Source organism: Agrobacterium sp. fls2-241-TYG-188a, assembly GCF_030209845.1.
This window is the reverse complement of the sequence record NZ_JARVRD010000007.1, coordinates 219,994-241,614: the sequence shown is the minus strand read 5'-3', so window position 1 is coordinate 241,614 and position 21,621 is coordinate 219,994. Positions and strand designations below refer to the sequence as shown.

At 57.3% G+C, this 21,621-nt stretch carries 19 protein-coding genes; 13 read left to right on the top strand and 6 right to left on the bottom strand.

The features are described 5' to 3' along the window. The first annotated feature begins 127 nt into the window (after positions 1–127). The 12 genes from QRN85_RS19960 to QRN85_RS19905 all read left to right on the top strand — a co-directional run bounded on the left by QRN85_RS19960 (position 128) and on the right by QRN85_RS19905 (position 11,467). Positions 128–760, top strand: a complete 633-nt coding sequence (locus tag QRN85_RS19960; protein WP_062590281.1) for a GNAT family N-acetyltransferase — start codon at positions 128–130, stop codon at positions 758–760. Beyond that, a complete protein-coding gene (locus QRN85_RS19955) occupies positions 757–1,350 on the top strand; it encodes a GNAT family N-acetyltransferase (protein ID WP_112961039.1) in 594 nt (197 codons plus the stop codon). The genes QRN85_RS19960 and QRN85_RS19955 overlap by 4 nt, the downstream gene beginning before the upstream one ends. A 180-nt stretch (positions 1,351–1,530) precedes the next feature. After that, positions 1,531–2,598, top strand: a complete 1,068-nt coding sequence (gene obgE / locus QRN85_RS19950; protein WP_062590277.1) for a GTPase ObgE — start codon at positions 1,531–1,533, stop codon at positions 2,596–2,598. After that, positions 2,595–3,764 (top strand): glutamate 5-kinase, encoded by a 1,170-nt coding sequence (proB, locus tag QRN85_RS19945; RefSeq protein ID WP_284759863.1) that lies wholly within the window; start codon positions 2,595–2,597, stop codon positions 3,762–3,764. Before obgE ends, proB begins: the two co-directional genes overlap by 4 nt. Continuing rightward, complete coding sequence (locus QRN85_RS19940; protein ID WP_284759862.1) at positions 3,757–5,043, top strand: glutamate-5-semialdehyde dehydrogenase; 1,287 nt, start codon at positions 3,757–3,759, stop codon at positions 5,041–5,043. Before proB ends, QRN85_RS19940 begins: the two co-directional genes overlap by 8 nt. After that, a complete protein-coding gene (locus QRN85_RS19935) occupies positions 5,018–5,668 on the top strand; it encodes a nicotinate-nucleotide adenylyltransferase (RefSeq protein ID WP_284759861.1) in 651 nt (216 codons plus the stop codon). Before QRN85_RS19940 ends, QRN85_RS19935 begins: the two co-directional genes overlap by 26 nt. Positions 5,669–5,717: 49 nt before the next feature. Further along, positions 5,718–6,203 carry a ribosome silencing factor gene (gene rsfS, locus QRN85_RS19930; protein WP_113092324.1) on the top strand — a complete coding sequence of 162 codons (486 nt, stop codon included), beginning with the start codon at positions 5,718–5,720 and terminating at the stop codon, positions 6,201–6,203. A 103-nt stretch (positions 6,204–6,306) separates the two neighbouring features. Continuing rightward, entirely contained in the window at positions 6,307–6,789 is a 483-nt protein-coding gene (gene rlmH, locus QRN85_RS19925; protein WP_284759860.1) for a 23S rRNA (pseudouridine(1915)-N(3))-methyltransferase RlmH, read from the top strand. Positions 6,790–6,916: 127 nt separating this feature from the next. Continuing rightward, positions 6,917–8,338 (top strand): murein hydrolase activator EnvC family protein, encoded by a 1,422-nt coding sequence (locus QRN85_RS19920; protein WP_284759859.1) that lies wholly within the window; start codon positions 6,917–6,919, stop codon positions 8,336–8,338. Beyond that, a complete protein-coding gene (locus tag QRN85_RS19915; RefSeq protein WP_284759858.1) occupies positions 8,328–9,656 on the top strand; it encodes a S41 family peptidase in 1,329 nt (442 codons plus the stop codon). Before QRN85_RS19920 ends, QRN85_RS19915 begins: the two co-directional genes overlap by 11 nt. 63 nt (positions 9,657–9,719) lie before the next feature. Then, the gene (locus tag QRN85_RS19910; protein WP_284759857.1) at positions 9,720–10,919 is read left to right on the top strand and encodes a divergent polysaccharide deacetylase family protein; all 1,200 of its coding nucleotides are present in this window, start codon (positions 9,720–9,722) and stop codon (positions 10,917–10,919) included. Positions 10,920–10,954: 35 nt separating this feature from the next. Beyond that, a complete protein-coding gene (locus tag QRN85_RS19905; RefSeq protein ID WP_113099586.1) occupies positions 10,955–11,467 on the top strand; it encodes an RNA pyrophosphohydrolase in 513 nt (170 codons plus the stop codon). Positions 11,468–11,514: 47 nt separating this feature from the next. Here the strand turns inward: QRN85_RS19905 and bfr are convergent, their stop codons facing one another. The 4 genes from bfr to QRN85_RS19885 form a co-directional block, all read right to left on the bottom strand. Then, positions 11,515–12,006: a bacterioferritin gene (bfr, locus tag QRN85_RS19900; protein ID WP_062590259.1), complete on the bottom strand. Its 492-nt coding sequence runs from the start codon at positions 12,004–12,006 to the stop codon at positions 11,515–11,517. After that, complete coding sequence (locus QRN85_RS19895) at positions 11,972–12,283, bottom strand: (2Fe-2S)-binding protein (RefSeq protein WP_284759856.1); 312 nt, start codon at positions 12,281–12,283, stop codon at positions 11,972–11,974. The genes bfr and QRN85_RS19895 overlap by 35 nt, the downstream gene beginning before the upstream one ends. A 234-nt stretch (positions 12,284–12,517) precedes the next feature. Then, complete coding sequence (phbB, locus tag QRN85_RS19890) at positions 12,518–13,243, bottom strand: acetoacetyl-CoA reductase (RefSeq protein ID WP_284759855.1); 726 nt, start codon at positions 13,241–13,243, stop codon at positions 12,518–12,520. A 33-nt stretch (positions 13,244–13,276) separates the two neighbouring features. Further along, positions 13,277–14,458, bottom strand: a complete 1,182-nt coding sequence (locus QRN85_RS19885) for an acetyl-CoA C-acetyltransferase (protein WP_284759854.1) — start codon at positions 14,456–14,458, stop codon at positions 13,277–13,279. Between the two features lie 239 nt (positions 14,459–14,697). On the opposite strand from QRN85_RS19885, the gene phaR reads away from it, so the two are divergent. After that, positions 14,698–15,273 (top strand): polyhydroxyalkanoate synthesis repressor PhaR, encoded by a 576-nt coding sequence (phaR, locus tag QRN85_RS19880; RefSeq protein WP_062590252.1) that lies wholly within the window; start codon positions 14,698–14,700, stop codon positions 15,271–15,273. Here phaR and QRN85_RS19875 read toward each other — a convergent pair. Beyond that, the gene (locus QRN85_RS19875; protein WP_284759853.1) at positions 15,264–16,649 is read right to left on the bottom strand and encodes an MFS transporter; all 1,386 of its coding nucleotides are present in this window, start codon (positions 16,647–16,649) and stop codon (positions 15,264–15,266) included. The two genes, phaR and QRN85_RS19875, sit on opposite strands and share 10 nt — an antisense overlap. Before the next feature lie 71 nt (positions 16,650–16,720). Beyond that, positions 16,721–21,484, bottom strand: coding sequence for an NAD-glutamate dehydrogenase (locus QRN85_RS19870; RefSeq protein ID WP_284759852.1), 4,764 nt, complete (start codon positions 21,482–21,484; stop codon positions 16,721–16,723). Positions 21,485–21,621: the final 137 nt, after the last annotated feature.

Sequence of the window (21,621 nt, the reverse complement as noted above, 5' to 3'; positions counted from 1 at the left end):
CGGTAGCGTCATATGCAGCCGGTGTCCCAATGACCCGGCTGAGACGTAACAGGTTCAGTCATAGAAAAAGGGGAGTTGGGGCACCACCCAACTCCCCTTTTTTCTTAACCCTATGGAGGACTGAACCATGCAAGCTGAATTGTTAAGGGAAGACCAATCACGGTCACCCGAAGAACGGCCGAGACCTGATCGGTCGAGGAGCGATTGCCCCGTCTTATTGTCGCAAAGGCTGGTTCTGCGTAAGCCACACGACGAAGACATTGACGCCCTTGCCAATCTTGCCAACAACGCCAACATCGCGACCATGGTGTCGCGTATGCCGCACCCATACACGGCCAAGGATGCCGCGGATTTCGTGCGACGTGCGAAAGCGGGCGAGATTGGCAAGTGCGTCTATGCGATTACCCGCATGGAGAACGGCGAATTCATGGGCTGCTGCGGGCTGGAACCGCAGGAGGACGGCAAGACGCTCGAAATGGGCTATTGGCTGGGCGAGCCCTACTGGAACAACGGCTACACCACGGAAGCTGCCCATGCCCTGATCGACATGGCATTCCGCACACGCGACATCGACCAGATCGATGCCCGTTGCCGCGTAACCAACATCGCATCGCGCCGCGTCATACAAAAGTGCGGTTTTCAGCTTCAGGGTTCCGGCATGGTCGGTTCGCTGGCGCTTGGCGGCATGGTTCCGGTCGAATGGTACAGGCTGGATCGCAAGACATGGGTATCGCTGAGAAGTTGGGGAGATACACGATGAGCGTCGCGCGGTTATCACCACGTGCTCCGGCCGTTGAAAATGCTTCCAGGCAGAGCCCCTGCCCGACATTACAGACCAACCGTCTGGTGTTGCGCCCGCAGCGCCTTTCGGACGCTGGCAGCATTGCAGAATCGCTCAGCGATTTTCAGGTCACGCGCATGCTCGCGCGTGTCCCCGCTCCCTATTACAAGCAGGATGCGCTGGAATGGTTGATCCTGCGGACATCAGGCACCCTGCCGGATTGGGATTTTGCGATCACCTGCGGTGATGACACGCTGATCGGAGTCGTGTCGATCGAAAAGCGGCACGGCGAATGGCATCTCGGTTACTGGCTTGATCGCAATCATTGGGGCAAGGGCTACATGACCGAAGCGGTAGAGGCCGTCGTCAAGCGTTTCTTCGAGCAGATGCCCGGCGAAGTGCTCTATTCCGGCGTCTTTGCCGACAATCCTGCATCCATGCGGGTCCAGGACAAACTCGGTTTTCAGATCACTGGCTGCCATGAAGCCTATGCTGTCGCACGGGCATCGATGGTCACGCATCTCGATACGGCCTTGACTGAGACGGCCTTTCGCGCTGCCCGACCGTAAAGAATACCAAGCGAGGCCTGTTTTTACGTAAACCGGCCTTGCCCTGGGCACTCTCACGTCACGATAATCTTTGACCTAGAGGGCCTGCGCCTATATTTGGATCGGCAGATCCTTTTTTAAAAAAGCAAGACCGCAAACCATTGCAGGAATTGCCACTAAGCTGACAGAACGGCCAAGACGATGAAATTTCTCGATGAAGCAAAAGTCTATATTCGCTCCGGCGATGGCGGCGCAGGTGCCGTATCCTTCCGGCGTGAAAAATTCATCGAATTCGGCGGCCCCGATGGCGGTGATGGCGGACGCGGCGGCGACGTGTGGGTCGAGGTCGTCAATGGCCTCAACACGCTGATCGACTTCCGCTTCCAGCAGCATTTCAAGGCCACGATCGGCCAGCACGGCATGGGCAAGACCCGCACCGGCGCAAAGGGGGCCGATGTCGTTCTGCGCGTGCCCGTGGGAACGCAAATCTTCGAAGAAGACAATGAAACGCTCATCATCGACCTGACCAAGGAAGGCCAGCGTTTCCGCTTGGCCGCCGGTGGCAATGGCGGCTTCGGCAATGCCTATTTCAAGTCCTCCACCAATCAGGCACCCACTCACGCCAATCCAGGTCTGGCCGGTGAAGAAAAGACCATCTGGCTTCGCCTCAAGCTGATTGCCGATGCCGGCCTCGTCGGTCTTCCCAATGCGGGTAAGTCCACCTTCCTGGCGACGGTCACGCGGGCACGTCCGAAGATCGCCAACTACCCCTTCACCACGCTTCATCCGAACCTTGGTGTCGCCACCATCGATGGACGCGAATTCATTCTGGCCGATATTCCCGGCCTGATCGAAGGCGCACATGAGGGCGTCGGCATCGGCGACCGTTTCCTAGGTCATGTGGAGCGCACCCGCGTTCTGCTGCACCTCGTATCGGCGCAGGAAGAGAATGTCGGCAAGGCCTATAAGACGGTCAAGAAAGAGCTTGATGCCTATGGCGGCGGACTGACGGAAAAGCCCGAAATCGTGGCGCTCTCTCAGATCGACGTTCTGGACGAAAAAGAGCTTAAGAAGAAGGCAAAGGAACTGGAGAAGGCCTGTGGCCGCCCGCCGCTGCTTCTGTCTGCCGCAGCCCATATAGGCATGCTGGAGGCGCTGCGTGAGCTTCGTGACATCATCGTTTCCGACAGCCGTGGCGGCAGCACCGCCATGCCGGATCGTTCCATGCCTGTCGAAGACGAGATCGAGGACGGGGACGACCGCCTATGACATTGGCGCGAAAACCTCTCGGCAAACACCACCGCATCGTAATCAAGATCGGCTCTGCCCTGCTGGTTGACCGCAAAAGCGGCCTCAAGACAGACTGGCTGGATGCGATCTGCGAGGATATCGCGGCGCTGAAGAAGAACGGCGCGGATGTGCAGGTCGTATCCTCAGGCGCCATTGCCCTTGGGCGGACAGTGCTTGGCCTGCCCTCAGGTGCGCTAAAGTTGGAAGAGAGCCAGGCCGCAGCTGCCGTCGGGCAGATTGCGCTGGCACGGGCATGGTCTGAAAGCCTTTCACGGCACGATATCGTCGCAGGCCAAATCCTGCTGACGCTCTCTGACACGGAAGAGCGCCGCCGTTATCTCAACGCGCGGGCGACGATCAACCAGCTATTGAAGATCGGTGCGATCCCGATCATCAACGAAAATGACACGGTGGCGACCACCGAAATCCGCTATGGAGACAATGATCGTCTGGCAGCACGCGTAGCGACCATGACAGGTGCAGACCTTCTGGTCCTGCTGTCTGACATTGACGGCCTCTACACGGCCCCGCCGCATCTTGATACCGAAGCGCGGTTTCTGGAAACCATTGCCGAAATCACGCCTGAGATCGAGGCGATGGCGGGTGGTGCTGCATCGGAACTGTCGCGTGGCGGAATGCGCACGAAGATTGATGCCGGAAAGATCGCAACCGCTGCCGGTTGCGGCATGATCATCGCGTCGGGCAAGATGCTCAATCCACTGAAAGCCATCGAGAACGGTGTACGCTCCTCGTGGTTTGCCCCATCAGGCACCCCCGTTACGGCCCGCAAGACCTGGATTGCCGGACAGCTTCAGCCTGCCGGGGAACTGCATGTGGATGCGGGGGCCGAAAAGGCGCTCTATGCCGGAAAAAGCCTTTTACCCGCCGGTGTTACCGCAGTGAAAGGTAACTTCGGGCGTGGCGATGCCGTTGCCATCATGGGCGCGCAGGGCCGCGAGATTGCCCGAGGTCTTGCAGGTTACGATGCCGAAGAAGCGCGCCAGATCAACGGCCATAAATCAAATGAGATTGAGGCGATCCTCGGTTATGTCGGTCGCGCCGCGATGATCCACCGCGATGATCTAGTCATGACGGGTGTGTCCGTCAAAATAAGCGAAACGAAGAAGGATGAGGTCGATGCCTGAACAGGCCGTGAAGCAGAGCCATGATATTGAAACGCTGATGATGTCCATCGGCGCTCAGGCAAAAGCTGCTTCGCGACCGTTGTCCATCGCCAGCACCGACCAGAAAAACCGCGCGCTTCTGGCCATGGCTTCCGCAATCGAAGCATCGAAAGACAGAATTCTCGAGGCCAATGCGAAAGATCTCGCTGCGGCCGAAAATTCAGGCGTTGCCGCATCCTTCATCGACCGGCTGAAACTGGACGACGCAAGGATATCAAGCATTTCCGAGGGCATTCGCTCTATTGCTGCCCTGGCCGATCCCGTTGGTGAGGTCATCGCGGCGTGGGATCGTCCCAATGGCCTGAAGATTGAGCGCGTCCGCACACCGCTCGGCGTCATCGGCGTGATCTATGAAAGCCGCCCCAATGTCACGGCTGACGCTGGCGCGCTCTGCCTCAAGGCAGGCAATGCCGTGATCCTGCGCGGCGGCTCGGACTCGCAATATTCATCGCGCGCTATTCATGCCTGCCTCGTGGAAGGTTTGAAGATCGCGGGGCTTCCAGAGCATGCGATCCAGCTCGTGCCTGTCACGGATCGCGCAGCCGTAGGCAGCCTGCTTGGCGGCCTTGGCGGCACGGTGGATGTTATCGTTCCCCGCGGCGGCAAAAGCCTTGTGGCACGCGTACAATCTGAAGCCCGCATTCCTGTCTTTGCGCATCTGGAAGGCATCTGCCACGTCTATGTCGACAAATCCGCTGACCTCGACATGGCGAAGAACATCGTTCTCAACGCCAAGATGCGGCGAACCGGTATTTGCGGCTCGGCGGAAACGCTGCTGGTCGATGCTAGCGCCGTTTCCACCCATCTGGAGCCGCTGGTCAGGGTCTTGCTGGACGCCGGTTGCGAGGTCCGTGGCTCCAGGACCGTGCAAGAGACGGTCAAGGGCGTGAAGGCCGCGACTGAGGAAGACTGGCGCACGGAATATCTCGATGCCATCATCTCGGTGACTGTGGTGGACGGTATTTCCGGCGCCATCGAACATATCGGCACATACTCCTCCAATCACACCGAAGCGGTGATTGCAGAAGATGCGCAGGTTGTCGAACGCTTCTTCAATGAAATCGATTCCGCCATCCTCCTGCACAATGCCTCCACGCAATTTGCGGATGGTGGCGAATTCGGTATGGGTGCGGAAATCGGCATCGCGACTGGCAAGATGCACGCGCGAGGCCCGGTTGGCGTGGAACAGTTGACGTCCTTCAAATACCGGGTGCATGGCACCGGCCAGACACGGCCCTGATGTGACTGACAAGCCCGGTCTGGACAAGCGCTACCTCACCATGCCGCATACAGAGCGCGGCATGGTCATTGGTCTGTTTGGCGGTTCCTTCAATCCGCCCCATGCGGGCCATGCGCTGGTTGCCGAGATCGCCCTGCGACGGCTTGGGCTGGACCAGCTCTGGTGGATGGTCACACCCGGCAATCCCTTGAAAAACAAAGCAGAGCTTGCGCCGCTGAAGTCCCGGATTGAGGCTTGCGAAAAGCTGATCAGCGATCCGCGCATCAAGGTGACGGCTTTCGAACAGTCACTGGGCATCAGCTATACGGCCAATACGCTGGCCAGAATCAAAGCGCGAAATCCGCATGTCCGTTTTATCTGGATCATGGGCGCGGATAATCTGCGCACCTTCCATCGCTGGCAGAAATGGCGAAAGATTGCCGAGACCTTCCCGATTGCCGTCATCGACCGGCCCGGCGCAACGCTCGCCTATCTTTCCTCCACCATGGCACAGGCTTACAGCCAGTCCCGCGTGGATGAGGATGATGCGGGCATTTTGTGGACCAAGACGGCTCCGGCCTGGGTCTTTATCCATGGACCACGCTCCACGCTGAGTTCCACGGCGCTCCGCAACGGTCATATATAAGGTATAGCGACTGGATTGCGTCCCCACATCTTGAAACTTTAACACTTTGATGCCAACTTTACTGGGTGGCGTGAAGAATCGCTGCGCAGTATCTGGTTTGTCATTTTGGAAAGGGAAACCACTGACAACAGTACACACCAAGGGAAGAGCTTTCAGCGCTATCCCAAAGAGCATGGAGAGTGGCGTTGATGCTGCCCGTCGTGCCCTCGGAACCGTCCTCGCCAGCGTCGAGGATTCCAAAGCAGAAGATATCGTCTATCTCAACATTGCCGGAAAATCGGCGCTTGCGGATTACATGGTCATTGTGTCCGGGCGTTCGAACAGGCACGTGTCTGCGATTTGCGAACACCTCATTTCGGATATGAAGGATGAGGGGTTCGGTCACTCTCGCGTCGAAGGCCTTGAGGCCGGAGACTGGGTCGTGATCGATGCAGGCGATGTCATCATCCATGTGTTCCGCCCCGAAGTCAGAGCGTTCTACAACATCGAAAAAATGTGGGCCGCGCCTGATATCGAGGAAGAAACACTGCACTGATGCGGTTTCATGGCCGATGCCTGAGCGTCGGCCGCATGGAAATCCGCAGCCCATCCTGCTAGAGACGCAAACGACTAAGTTTGCGATATGGATGGATGTGTGAATGCGGATTTCAATTTTTGCGGTGGGACGGCTTAAATCCGGCCCCGAGAAAGATCTGGCGTCGCGCTATCTGGACCGGTTTGCCAAGACCGGACCGGCCATCGGACTTGAGTTTGTCCGCATGATAGAGGTGGCGGAAAGCCGCGCCTCCAACGCCGAGACACGCAAGCGCGAAGAAGCCGCCATTCTCGAAAAGCATCTCGCCGACGGCGCTGCCCTCATCCTGCTCGACGAGCGCGGCAAGGCGCTCGACAGCCCTGCCTTTGCGGACTTGTTCGGTAATATGCGCGACAGCGGCAAGCGTGATATGATCATCGCGATCGGCGGGGCAGACGGACTTGATCCCTCGCTTTACGAGAAAGCGACCGCTACGCTGTGCCTCGGAAAACTCACATGGCCGCACCAGCTCGTGCGAATTCTGATCGCGGAACAGCTTTATCGTGCAGTAACGATCCTGTCCGGCCATCCCTATCATCGCGTTTAAAAAACCTGCGCATCGCATCTCGCCACAAATCCGGCCATCATATTTTCTAGTCCGGTGCCGACCCTCTTGGCGTAAAGCGCCGAAGCAGCGTATGGTCGCCAATCTTTTCGACGGTTAGACAGAGTTTATGGCAGATGCACCCCGCAGCAACAGGTGGACGGCCCTTTCGGGCGCGATGCTTGCTGCCTGCATGGTCGTGTCCTTCCCATATCTTCACGCCTTTGCGCAGGAAGACGTCGCACCACCTGCTTCTACACAGGATGCTACGCAAGATTCGGCGCAGCCGGCGGATGATGTCGATGCGCTTGAAAGGCGTCGCGACCAGAACCGACAGGATCTGCAGGAGCTCGTTGATAGTATCGGCCTTTCCGAAGACAAATCCCGGCAATTACAGGACAGCATTGCCGCGCTCAATCAGGATACGGCTCGGATCAAGGACGAGCTGATCGCTTCGGCTGCGCGCCGCAAGGATCTGGAAGCCAAGATCAGCGACGGCGAAGACCGCCTCGCCAAGCTTGGTATTCGCGAAGACGCGGTCAAGGCATCATTGCGGGAGCGCCGCGATGTTCTGGCGGAGGTTTTGGCTGCGCTGCAACGCATGGGCCGCAATCCGCCACCGGCATTGCTGGTTTCGCCTGAAGATGCGCTGGCATCGGTTCGAAGCGCCATCCTTCTGGGCGCCGTGGTTCCAGGCATCCGCTCCGAAACGGACAAGCTGGTCTTCGCTCTCAAAGAGTTGACCGACCTGCGACAAGCAATTGCGGTTGAGAAGGAGCAGCTGACGGGCACCATGACCGCCAGCCTTGAGGAAGAAAAGCGGCTGGACCTGTTGCGGCTCGAAAACGAAAAACGCAACACCCAGACCGCAAGCGCGCTGGAAGCAGAACGCAAACGTTCTGAAGAACTTGCAGCCAAGGCGACCAGCCTTGAAGGACTGGTTTCTTCGCTCGAAAACGAGATTTCCTCTGTACGTGAAGCGAAAGAAAAAGAGCGTCTTGAACAGGAGCGCCTCGCCGCTTTGTCCCAGTCCGAACGCGACAAGGTGGAGGCCCAGACCGACGCGGGAATGCCCGATAAAAACCGCATTGCGCCCGCATATGCCTTCTCGAGTCTGAAGGGTAAACTGGCGATGCCGGTGTCCGGAGAGGTCTTGCGACGGTTCGGTGATGCGGACGGTACAGGCCATTTCTCCAAGGGCATTGTCGTTGCAACCGGCCCCGAAGCACTGGTGACGGCGCCCGCGGACGGCTTCGTCGTATTCGCCGGGGAATTTCGCAGTTACGGCCGCATGATCATTCTTAATGCCGGCGACGGTTATCATCTGGTGCTGACAGGCATGGACAATGTGAGGACGAGGCAGGGCATGTTTGTGTTCTCTGGTGAACCCATCGCTTCCATGGGCGCGAAAAGAGTGGCCAGTGCCGCTGCATTGGCGCTGGAAACTGACAAGCCGACACTTTACATTGAATTCAGGAAAGACGGTGTACCGGTTGATTCTCAACCGTGGTGGACCGCGAAAAATACCGGAAGGGCGCGCAATGATTCGTAAGGCTTCACTTCTCCTCATCGGTGGACTTATGGGTGCCACAGCGATGAGCGTCATCTACTCGGCAAGTATGCCCGCGCAAGCCGCTGGCCCTTCCACCTATAAGGAACTGTCGATTTTTGGTGACGTCTTCGAGCGCGTTCGCGCCCAGTATGTGACGCCTCCGGATGACAAGAAGCTGGTTGAAAACGCCATCAACGGGATGCTGAGCTCGCTTGATCCGCATTCAAGCTTCCTCAATGCCCAGGACGCAAACGACATGCGCACCCAGACCAAGGGTGAGTTCGGCGGTCTTGGCATCGAAGTCACGATGGAAAACGAGCTGGTCAAGGTCATCTCGCCGATGGACGATACGCCAGCCTCCAAGGCAGGCATTCTGGCAGGCGACTTCATCTCCGAGATCGACGGACAGCCGGTTCGTGGTCTGAAGCTGGAAGAAGCCGTCGAGAAGATGCGCGGCGCCGTCAAGACGCCGATCAAGCTGACGATCATTCGCCAGGGCGCTGACAAGCCGCTCGAAGTCAGCGTCATGCGTGAAATCATCGCCGTGCGCGCGGTCAAGTCCCGTGTTGAAGGCGGTGATGTCGGATATCTCCGCGTCATTTCCTTCACGGAAAAGACCTATGACGACCTCGAAAAGGCGATCAAGAAAATCAAGACCGATGTTCCCGCCGACAAGCTGAAAGGCTACGTTCTGGACCTGCGTCTCAATCCGGGCGGTCTTCTGGATCAGGCGATCAACGTGTCCGACGCCTTCCTCGAGCGCGGCGAAGTCGTTTCGACCCGTGGCCGTAACCCTGAGGAAACCCGTCGCTTCAACGCAACGGCTGGCGATTTGACCGATGGCAAGCCTGTCATCGTTCTCGTCAATGGCGGCTCTGCATCGGCATCTGAAATCGTGGCGGGTGCGCTGCAGGATCTTCGCCGTGCAACGGTTCTCGGAACACGTTCCTTCGGCAAGGGCTCCGTCCAGACGATCATTCCGCTGGGCGATACAGGCGCGCTTCGCCTGACGACGGCGCTCTACTACACGCCATCGGGCAAATCCATTCAGGGCACGGGCATCACGCCTGATATCAAGGTGGACCAGCCGCTGCCGGAAGAGCTGCAGGGACGTGTTCGTGCCGAGGGCGAATCCAGCCTGCCCGGACATATTCAGGGCCAGAGCGAAACCGAAGAGGGTTCGGGCTCGGCAGCCTATGTCCCGCCAGAGGCCAAGGACGATATTCAGCTGAACTACGCGCTGGATCTGTTCCACGGAACGAAGACCGATGCCTCGTTCCCGCCAAATCCGGAAAAGGCTGTCGTCAACAAGCAGTAAGGTCTGGGAGCGCAGGGCAGACCTGCGCTTTCGCCCGGCTCGCAGTTATTTACGGATAGATCATTGTCTTCAGACCTGCGCAAACCGCTCATGGGTCGACAGAAAAAGAAAAGCGCCGGATCATTCCGGCGCTTTTCTGCGCTTGCGGCTCTGGTCGTCGTGACGGTGGGGGGCATCGGCGCATTGTCCTTGTATGCCGCCCTTTCACCCGGCAATCTGAAGGGTAGCTCAACCGCTCAGGATGTTCCGGCATCGGCCATTGCCGATAAGCAAGAGATTGCACAAAGAGCTCCAAACAGGCCGGCTGATGGTTCCATGGCACCGCAGAGCGGGCATGCCGGCGCAAACGTCAGACGAGCGACGATGCCGGATGGCAACGTCGTTTCCGTATATTCGCCGCGCGAAAGAGAGACAAAGGATCCCGTTTTGATGACGGGGCAAAGATACGGCCAGGATCCGCGCATGGCTGCGCAGCCCAATGAAGAGTTGCTGGAAGATTCAGCCTTTGGCAGGCTGCCCAAAATCGGTCCGGACGGGTTGCGACCCATGGAGCAATATGCCCGGCCATGGTCCGGTGCCAGAGGGACCCGTATCGCCATTGTCGTTGGCGGATTGGGGCTTAGCCAGACAGGGACGCAAAAAGCCATCCGCGACCTGCCACCGGAGGTCACGCTCGGCTTTGCTGCAAGCGGCAACAGCCTCCAACGCTGGATGCAGGAGGGCCGTCGCGGAGGGCATGAGATATTGCTTCAGCTTCCCTTCGAACCTTTCGGCTATCCGGGCACAGATCCGGGACCCGATACGCTGCTTGTTTCCAGTCCTGCAAAGATCAATCTGGAAAAGATGCATCGCTCCATGGCGAAGATCACCAACTACACCGGCGTCATGAACTATCTTGGCGGAAAGTTCATGTCGGATGAGGCGGCGCTGAGCCCCATCCTGCGCGACATGAGCGCAAGGGGCCTTTTCTTTCTGGACGACGGCTCTTCGGCACAATCGCGGACCTCTGCCGTCGCCAAGACGCTGAACGCAGCGGCAGGCTTTGCGGATATGCAACTCGACGACCAGGTTAATGAAAACGCTGTTTTGCGCAAGCTCGACGATCTCGAGAGAATCGCGCGTCGCAACGGATCGGCTATTGGCGTAGCGTCCGCTTTTGACGAGAGCATTTCCGCCATTTCCAAATGGGCGATCGAAGCGTCCGGGCGCGGCATTGAAATAGTCGGTGTTTCCGCACTTGTTTCTGACAAGGCCGGTCAGTAATCCTTCTTGCATCCTCATTCCTTCAAGGATCCAGAATGACAATCAAAGCAGACGATCTTCCTTACCGTCCCTGTGCGGGCATCATGGTTCTCAATGCCCAGGGGCTGGTCTGGGCAGGGCGCCGGATCGCCGAGGGCAACTCCGAATTCGATGGCTCACCGCAGCTCTGGCAAATGCCACAAGGCGGCATCGATGAGGGTGAAAAGCCTTTGGTGGCGGCACTCAGGGAGCTTTACGAAGAGACGGGCATGAAAACCGTGTCTCTGCTGGCCGAGGCCCGTGACTGGATCCATTACGACCTGCCACCGCAACTGATCGGTATCGGATTGCGTGGCAAATATCGTGGCCAGGCCCAGCGCTGGTTTGCATTCCGCTTCGAGGGCGACGAAAGCGAGATTCAGATCAATCCACCGCCGACGGGTCATGAACCGGAGTTCGACGCCTGGGCCTGGAAGCCTATGGAAACTCTGCCGGATTTGATCGTGCCGTTCAAGCGCGGTGTCTACGAGAAGGTCGTCTCCGAGTTCCGGCATTTGGCTGGCGCATGAAAACAAAAAAGGCGGCCCAAGGCCGCCTTTTTTACATGTGTGCTCTTTTACTCGGCTTCAGCAGCGTCGGCAGAGTCAGCATTCAGCTGGCCGTACTTCGCTTCACCGATCTTGTTGAGCAAATCGAGCTGGGTTTCGAGGAAATCAATATGGCCTTCCTCATCTATTAGCAGTGTTTCAAATAGCTTCATGGAAACGTAATCGCCCGCGTCATGACAAATATCGCGCGACTTCTTGTAGGCTGTGCGTGCGTCATATTCACCGGCAAGATCAGCCTCAAGGACTTCCTTGACGTTCTGGCCGATACGCAGAGGCGCAACCGTCTGCAGGTTTGGGTGACCTTCGAGGAAGATGATCCGATCGATGATCTTGTCGGCGTGCTGCATTTCTTCGATGGACTCGGCACGCTCTTTCTTGGCGAGCTTCGTGTATCCCCAGTCGTTCAGCAGTCGATAATGCAACCAGTATTGATTGACCGCACCGAGTTCGAGGAACAATGCCTCGTTAAGCTGCTCGATGACTCTTTTGTCGCCTTTCAATGTCCGCTCTCCTGTTTTCTTCATGCAATTGCCTGAGGCGTAACATAAAATCAAAAACATCGGCTTCCGTCGAGTGCCGACGAGCGTGATATTGTTCGGTTGTGCTGATTATAAGATCGACAACTGTCGGAAAACATCCGCAGCACCGTCCGCGTTTTTCCATCGCATGATAGACTTTCGCAGGCACGATGAGCTGCCAACAGTCCTCGTCGAGCATCTCATTGATGACATCGCGAATATCATTATCGGTGATGTAATTGCAGCTGCAAACGAGCATGGTTTCTTGCCTGTATGACGCAACACGTTGTTTTCATTCTTAAACCAAAACAGGAGATTGCCTGTCAAGAAAAACCTCTAATGTCCCTACCTCTGAAATTTTAGATCAATTCTAAACTATACCAAAAATATCGTATTTTCATTCGGTTAGGGTGATGTCCTCGCAAATCTGAACCGATCAAGTTTTTGTAACTTGCCAATTGTCAGGACGGAAAAAGAGTAATTTTTTTGTGGATCACGTGAAATACTGGCCACCATTTGCTGTCAGCGTGGAGCCAGTGATAAAACCTGCATCGTCCGACGCAAGGAATAGAACGCAGCGCGCTATTTCTTCGGGTTCACCCAGCCGTCCAACGGGAATGTGCGGCAGGATACGCTCATTGAGAACGTTTTCCGGTATAGCCCGCACCATTTCCGTGCCGATATAGCCCGGGCAGATGGCGTTGACGGTGATATTCCGAGATGCGCCTTCCTGCGCCAGAGCCTTGGTCAGCCCGAGATCGCCCGCTTTCGCGGCAGAGTAGTTCGCCTGACCGGCCTGCCCCTTCTGCCCGTTGATGGAAGAGATACTGACGATCCGTCCGAAGCCACGTTCCCGCATCCCAGGCCAGATGGGATGTGTCATGTTGAAAGCGCCGGTCAGGTTGGTGTCAACGACATCACGCCACTGTTGCGGCGTCATCTTGTGGAACATCGCGTCGCGGGTAATGCCAGCATTGTTGACAAGGATTTCGACGGGACCAAGGTCGCGCTCGACCTCGGCAATTCCCTCGACACAAGCCTGATAGTCGCGAATGTCCCAGCAATAGGCCGGAATGCCCGTTTCCTCGCGGAACTGGGCAGCGCGCGCTTCCGTAAAGGCGTAGTTGACAGCAACCCTGTAGCCTGCAGCGTGAAACGCCTTTGCAATGGCGGCACCAATGCCGCTCGTGCCACCCGTTATCAATGCAACCCGGCTCATGACGGCCCTCCTATTGGCAGTGAAGAAAGCCTGTTACAGACCTTCAACGCACATGGCGATACCCATGCCGCCGCCAATGCACAATGTCACAAGACCTTTTCGTGCGCTGCGTCGCTTCATTTCGAAAAGCAGTGTGTTGAGCACGCGTGCACCAGATGCACCGATCGGGTGACCGATGGCGATGGCACCACCGTTGACATTGACCATGGATGGATCAAGCCCGAGATCGCGAACCACGGCGCAGGATTGCGCAGCAAAGGCCTCGTTGGCCTCAACAAGATCAAGTTCCCCGACAGTCCAACCGGCCTTTGCCAGCGCCTTGCGTGATGCGGGAATTGGCCCTGTGCCCATGATCTGCGGATCGACACCCGCAGTTGCCCAGGACGCTATGCGTGCGATGGGTGCCAGACCCCGTCTGGCGGCTTCCGCCTCTGTCATGAGGAGAACAGCGGCCGCACCGTCGTTCAGTCCAGAAGCATTGCCTGCGGTAACGGTGCCTTCCTTGTCAAATGCCGGACGAAGCTTTGCCATCGTTTCCAGCGAGGCGCCTGCGCGAATATACTCGTCCGCATCGACGATGATGTCGCCCTTGCGGCCCGCGATGGTGACCGGGGCAATTTCGTCAACAAACCGACCCTCTTTTTGTGCCGCTTCGGCGCGGTTTTGGGAGGACACCGCGAACTGGTCTTGTTCGTCGCGGGAGAGCTGCCACTGGCGGGCAATGTTTTCGGCGGTGATGCCCATGTGATAGCCATAGAAGGCGTCCGTCAGGCCGTCCTTCAACATGGTATCGACCATCTTGAAATCACCCATCTTCACACCGCCGCGCAGATGCGCGCAGTGTGGCGCCATCGACATCGACTCCTGGCCTCCAGCGATGACAATCGACGCGTCGCCGGTGGCGATCTGTTGCATCCCGAGCGCAACGGCGCGAAGGCCGGATCCGCAAAGCTGATTGACACCGAAAGATGTTGCTTCCTGCGGAATGCCTGCCTTCATCGCAGCCTGCCGCGCCGGGTTCTGGCCCTCACCCGCCGCCAATACCTGTCCCAGAATGACTTCGTCGACTTCCTGAGGCGACACGCCCCCGCGCTCCAGAACAGCTTTGATCACGGTTGAGCCCAGCTCATGAGCAGGCACATTGGCAAAACTGCCGTTGAACGAGCCGACGGCGGTGCGCGCTGCACTGACGATGACGATTGAAGACGAAGTCATTATGAATCTCCCATTTTGCGGCGCGAGAGTGTCAAAGCTTTCCGGCCAAGTCAAACCATCTTGGCGCAATGCCGGTTGCTTCGCTCAGGCTCGCCCCGCCCGGCATATATTGCGCAAAATTTTCGCTGTTGCATCGCACAAAACGTTTGTCACCTCGGGCGATTTGAGCATAATCTTAAAGACGGGAAGAGCAAAAACACCACATAAAAAGAAAATACCATCATCGCGAGGAGGCGAGCATGGCGAAACACCACGGCGAAACAATCATCAAGAAATACGCGAACCGGCGTCTCTACAACACGGGGACCAGCACCTATGTCACGCTGGAAGATCTCGCCAAGATGGTCAAGCGAGGCGATGAGTTCAAAGTCCAGGACGCAAAGACGTCAGAGGACATTACCCACGCGGTTCTGACCCAGATCATTGTCGAGCAGGAGGCAAAGACAGGCAATACGCTTTTGCCAACTGCTTTTCTCCGTCAGCTTATTTCCTATTATGGCGACCACATGCAGATGGTGGTGCCGACCTTTCTCGAACATTCGATGAAGACCTTTTCCGAGCAGCAGAGCCAGATGCAGGAACATATGTCCAAGGCATTTGGCGATACGGCTGCGTCGAAGAATTTCTCCACCCCTTTCGGGTTCATGGAAGAGCAGGTCAAGCGTAACACTGAACTGTTCCGGCAGGCCATGCAGGTCTTCACACCCTTTCCGGTGCCCCCGGCTCCCAAGGAGAGCAAGAAGCCGGATGCATCCGAAATCGATGAGCTCAAGGCTCAATTGCGCACTCTGCAGACCAAGCTCGATCAACTCTGAGCAGGCGCAACCCTTTCGGGAACGCGCAGAAGAAGGACGAAGCCCGCACCTAGAAACAAGGTCAGCGTCGCCATGCCCAGATGCGCTGAACCGGTCGCATAGGTGACAAGCGAAAAGCCGAGCGTCGCCATGAAACTGGTCGCGCGACCGGAAAGCGCATAGATCCCGAAATACCGACCGGATTCCGCAATGGTGATGTTTCGCGCCAGATAGGAGCGAGACGACGCCTGAACGGGACCAAAGGCGATGCCGATGAGAATGCCGTATACAAGGTAGGCTTTTTCCGCCCCGGAAGAGAACAGTCCCGTCGCATCAGACACCGGAAGCGCAAGCAATCCGAAGAGCGTCGAGTCAGCCTGGGTGGAAAAGATGCCGATGGTCGCAATGATCAGAAGGGCGAGGCTGAGCAGCACCGTGTTGCGTGATCCCAGCCGCTGGTCGACGAGACCCGCTGCGACGCAGCTGCCAATCGCCACGATATTGAGAATAATGCCGTAAATCCCGATTTCCATCGTGCCCCAGCCAAACAGGCCAGCCGCAAACGCGCCTCCGAGAATGAGGACGCCATTGACGCCATCCTGGTAGAGCATTCGCGCGATGAGAAAGCGTGTGAGAACGGGGCGGCCTTTCAGCTCATGCAGCGTCGTCTTCAATTCCGACAGGCCTGAACGGACGGACTGGGCCAAAGGCAGGCCTTTCGTGACATCCGGTGTGTAAAGAAACATTGGCAGGATGAAAATGAAATACCAGAGCGCGGCAATGGGCCCGGTGATACGCGCGTCCTCGCCGGATGCAGCATCCAGCCCAAACAGCGGCGGTATGCCGAGAATGGTTACGCCCTTGTCCGGCGAGGCCGCGAGAAACAGGACGACGAAGATCAGGACGATGATGCCCCCCAGATAACCCAGGCCCCATGCCGTGTTGGAGATCCGACCGACATTCTCCGGAGTGGTCAGCCGCGGCATCATGGAATCGTTGAAGACAATCGAAAATTCAGCAGCGATGGAGGCGATGATCATGAAGGTCACAGGCCAGAAGATCGGCGAACCGGGCGCCGCGAACCACAGCATCGACAGGCTTGCGATCTTCAGGCACGCAAAAAACGCTATCCATGGTTTGCGAGAACCAGATTGATCGGCGATGGAGCCGAGGATCGGCGAGAATATCGCGATAATCACGGAGGAAATCGTCGCCATATTGCTCCAGATGGTCTGGGCAGAAATCGGGTCCGCAGTCAGCCGCGCGACGAAATAGGGGCCAAAAATGAAGGTGGTGACCACAGTAAAGAAGGGTTGGGCCGCCCAGTCAAACAGCATCCATCCCCAGATGCCGCGCTTCGTTACCGGATGTCCAGTCTCAAGGGAGGAGGAAGCCATTCGTCACCTTTTCGACCGTTCAGGACTTAAAAAACCTGCCCGGCTGCGACACCGGGCAGGAGTATCTGTTATCAGACGTTTCGTGCCTGCACTATATCGGAAAGCAAGCCGGCAGCCACCGTCAGGCGGGCAAGGTTGGTTTCGCCACTGTCACTCAGCGCGCCCAGCTCAGACACGATGCGGTTGACCCGCACGCGGTCTGCAGCATACCAGGCCTGTACCGGGTTTTTCTCCTTGGAATGCTCAGTCAGGGCAGAAATCACGATCCGTCGGCGTGACGAGGCGATCTGGTCCTGGCTGCGCAGCAAAGCCAGACTTTCATAGTGGTCAGCAGGTGTCACGCGCTGGCCTGCCTCGAGCAGTCTCGCAACGCGGAACGTGGCAGACACCGCAGCATAGCTTTCTGCGGCGCGAGCGAGGGTGGTGCCCGCCTGCTCAGCAATCAGCATGATTTCGGGAACGTAGACCAGCAGCGACAACGTTTCCAACTCGCGAACCAGAGCCGGAGCCACGCCTTCGATCTCGCTGAAGCCGATCTCCTCCCTATATCTCACCGCACCCGGCAACAATGCCTTGATCGCTGCCTTCAGACGATCGATCTCTTCGGACATGGAGCCAGAGGAGGCCGACGTGGTCTGGAGGAAAATCCGTGTTGCATCGGTGAATATGCGCGCCACGTTGGCGTAGAGCGCGTTCTGGACCTCTCCGGAAATCTGGCCATCGAGCCTGTCGATCTCGCTCCAGAGACGCTTGAGGCCAAAACCGTCTTCCACGATCATTGCTGCCTTGACGACGGCAGGCGCCAATGAACCGCTGGCATCGACAAGCTTCTGCACGAAGCCCGGTCCACCGCGATTGACGACCTGGTTTGCGAGCGACGTCGCCACGATTTCCCGGTGCAGCCTGTGGCTCGTAATGTCGGCGGCATAGGTCTTTTGCATCTTGCTCGGGAAGTAATCCGTCAGAAGATGCTGGAGATAGGGCTCGTCCGGCAAGGGGCTTGCCACCAGCGTATCGAAAAGTGTCAGTTTGGCATAAGAGAGCAGAACGCCGATTTCAGGTCGCGTCAACGGCTTGCCCGCAGCATAGCGTTCGTTGAACTCGACATCGCCTGGCAGCGTTTCGACCTTGCGGTTCAGCTGCCCTGCGCTTTCGAGCGCATTCATGAGACGGCCAAGCTCCTCACGATTTTCGGTACCCCGGCGTTCTGTAAGAGAAATTGCCAGAGACTGGAGAGAGTTGTTGCGCAACACGAGCTGCGCCACCTCCGATGTCATGGAGGCCAGCAATTGATTGCGCTTGGGCAGCGTCAGGCGACCGTCATTGACAGGCGATGTCAGCGCAATCTTGATGTTGACCTCGACGTCGGAGGAATTGACGCCCGCCGAATTGTCGATGGCGTCAGAGTTGCATCGCCCGCCTGCCAGAGCATAAGCGATGCGAGCCTTCTGCGTGATGCCGAGATTGGCACCCTCACCGATCACCTTGGCACGGATTTCGGTTGCGTTGATACGGATCGGGTCATTGGCCCTGTCACCCACCTCGGCATTGGTCTCCACCGCTGCCTTCACATAGGTGCCGATACCGCCGAACCACAGAAGATCGACCGGCGCCTTGAGGATCGCCGTCATGATTTCGAATGGCGTAGCCACCGATTTGTCGATACCGATGGCGGCAACGGCTTCCGGTGTCAGCGTCACGGATTTCTCGGCGCGGGAAATGATCATGGCACCGTTGGAAAGGGCCGAGCGATCATAATCCTGCCAGCTGGACCGTGGCAGTTCAAAAAGGCGCTTGCGCTCGGCAAACGACTTGTCCGTATCCGGAGCCGGGTCGATGATGATGTCGCGGTGGTCAAAGGCTGCAATCAGCTCGATTTTCTGCGATAGCAACATGCCGTTACCGAATACGTCACCGGACATGTCGCCGACACCGACAACCTTGAACGGCGTCGTCTGAATATCGGTATCCATTTCGCGGAAGTGGCGCTTGACCGTTTCCCATGCGCCCCGCGCCGTAATGCCCATCTTCTTGTGGTCGTAACCGGCAGACCCGCCAGACGCAAAGGCGTCGTCGAGCCAGAAACCGGCCTCGCGCGCCAGACCATTGGCGGTATCGGAAAATGTCGCCGTGCCCTTGTCCGCCGCCACGACAAAATAGGGATCGTCGCCATCGAGCCGCAAGGTATCGGGCGGCGCGATGATATCATCGCCAACGATGTTATCCGTGATCGAAAGCAGCGTGCGAATATATGTCTTGTAAGCTTCCTTGCCGGCATTGAAGATTTCGTCGCGATTGCCGCCAGCCGGAAGGTTCTTCGGGAAGAACCCGCCCTTGGCGCCAACGGGTACGATAACAGCGTTCTTGACCTGCTGCGCCTTCACAAGTCCCAGCACTTCCGTCCGATAGTCCTGGCCCCGATCAGACCAACGCAGCCCGCCGCGCGCCACCTTGCCGAACCGCAGGTGAACACCTTCGACTTCGGTGCCGTAAACGAAGATTTCCCGGAACGGGCGGGGATCGGGCAGGCCATCCAGCAGCTTGGGATCAAACTTGAAGGCAAGCATGGCCTTTGGCAATCCATTTTCATCGCGCTGGAAATAGTTGGTGCGCAAGGTCGAATCCACGGCATTGACATAACGCCGCAGGGTACGGTCCTCATCCAGGTTCGGAACGCCGCCGAGCGCCGTTTCAATTTCCTTGTGAAGATCGGACAGCTTGCGAAGGCGTGACTTCTCGCCAATTTTGGGGTCGAACCCGCTGGCGAACAGGTCGAATATCTTTGCGGCAATTGCCGGATATTTAAAGAGCGTCTCGGAAATGTGCTCCTGAGAATAGACGATACCACTCTGACGCAGATAGCGCGCATAGGCCCGCAGAACCGAAACATCCCGCACATTCAGGCCAGCCGCCAGGATAAGGCGGTTGAAGTTGTCATTATCGACCGAACCGTGGAATACCGCCAGAAAGGCCTCTTCCAGCCGTGGCCCGTAGACAGCCAGGTCAAGCTTGACGTCCTTCGGCACGTTCAATTCCATGTCGTGCAGAACAATGGTTCGGGTCGTCTCGCCAGACACCACGCCAATATCAAAGGTCCGTTCGCTGGTAACGCCAAATCCCAGGTTTTCGAGCAAGGGCACACGACGCGACAGCGGCAGATGTCCATCGCGGTGGAAAATCTTGAGAGACAGCTGGTCCTCGCTCTGATCGTCGCGACGATAGAATTCGATACGCACCGGCTCACCCTCTGCGGTGGCAACGATGTCAGCCATATCGGCAAATGCTTCGTCGGGCGTGAACGCCTCCTGATACGCCTGATCCACATCCAGGACCGGTGCGCCGACCGGGGAAAGCATCACGAAATGGTCGATCCAGCGCGCAGCGATATCGCCCACGGCCTGTTCGAGCTTGTCCTGCGCCACTCTGGGCGTCTTGTCATTCGTACGCCCGACGATGAAATGCACACGGGCAACTGCGCCTTCCGGGAAGGCAGGGTAGTAGGCGGAAATGTGCCCGTCATAGACCTGCGCCAGATAGTCACCAATCTTCTCGCGGACGTAGGAATTATATTCCTCGCGCGGCACGAAGATGATGACGGACACGAACCTGTCGAAGCGATCGATGCGCGGCAGAACACGCACGCGTGGTCGATCACTAAGTTCCATGATCTGCTCGATGAAGCGAATGAGCAGATCCGTATCGATCTGGAAGAGATCGTCGCGAGGATAGGCCTCGAGCGTATTGTAGAGGGTGCGCCCGGAGTGGCTGTTGGGATCGAAGCCGAAATGATGCTCGACCTCCGCAACCTTTGCCCGCAGCAGGGGAATGTGCCGCACGGAATGGGTATAGGCCGTTGCGGTGAACAGACCGACGATGCGCAGTTCTCCGATGACATTGCCGTCTTCATCGAAGCGCTTGATGCCGATATAGTCCATATAGGCGCGCCGGTGGACGATGGATTTCACATTCGCCTTGGTGACGATGAGGAAATCGGGACCATCGAGGAACGCAAGGATTTCCGGCGTGGTCGTGACTGCGTCCTTGCCCAGACGCAGCACACGGACGTTCGGATCTGTCAGCGTACCAAGCCCGCTTCCTTCTCCGCGCTCCACCTTGGCGTTCTTGCCTGCTCCGGAATAGCTGTAGTCGCGCATCCCAAGGAACGTGAAATTGTCGTTGCGCAACCATTCCAGAAAGGCCAGTGCCTCGGCCCGTTCCGTTTTCCGACGGTTCGAGCCCCTTTCCTTGAGCTCCCTCATCGCCTCGTCGACCTTGGCGAGCATCGGCTTCCAGTCGGTGAATGCAGACTGCACCTGCGACAAAACGAAGCGTATTCGCTCCACAAGAATCTCGGCCGCTTGCGGGCTTACCGGCGCGATATGAAGCTGGATCAAGCTGACATTGTCTTGCGGAGCGTCCTTTTCAGGATCAGCAAGGCGATATCCTCCGCCAACACTTCCATCCACCGCCATGATCGGATGCACGGCGAGGTAAAGGCTGCGATAGCTGCTGGTCACCTCCCCCATCACGGAATCGTAGAGGAAGGGCATGTTGCGCCCGATAATCGTCAGAACAGAAACCGGAACATCGCGGGGAGAAATGCCATCTACTTGGGAAACGCCAATATATGGCGCATCCTTTTTCCAGCGAAGAAGCTCTTCTGCCGTGTGCTGTGAAGCAATGGAAAGCATTTCTGGAGAATAATACTGGATATCATCGGTGCTTGCTCGGCCATAGACGATCATAGGGTCTATGAAGGGCTTTCCGGATGCTTCGGCCAGTTTTCTGGATTTTTCAAGTTGTTTGTCGCGTTTTGGATTGTTCCGGTAGCCCATTTTGTCTTTTTCCTCCCGAAGGATGAGGGTTTATGAAGAAAAATCGAAAAATATCGTCATTTACGCCGATTTCGAATCGGATATTGGCGCGGAATTATGAATAGTTTAAGTGTGCATCAATGCTTTGAACGACGAGC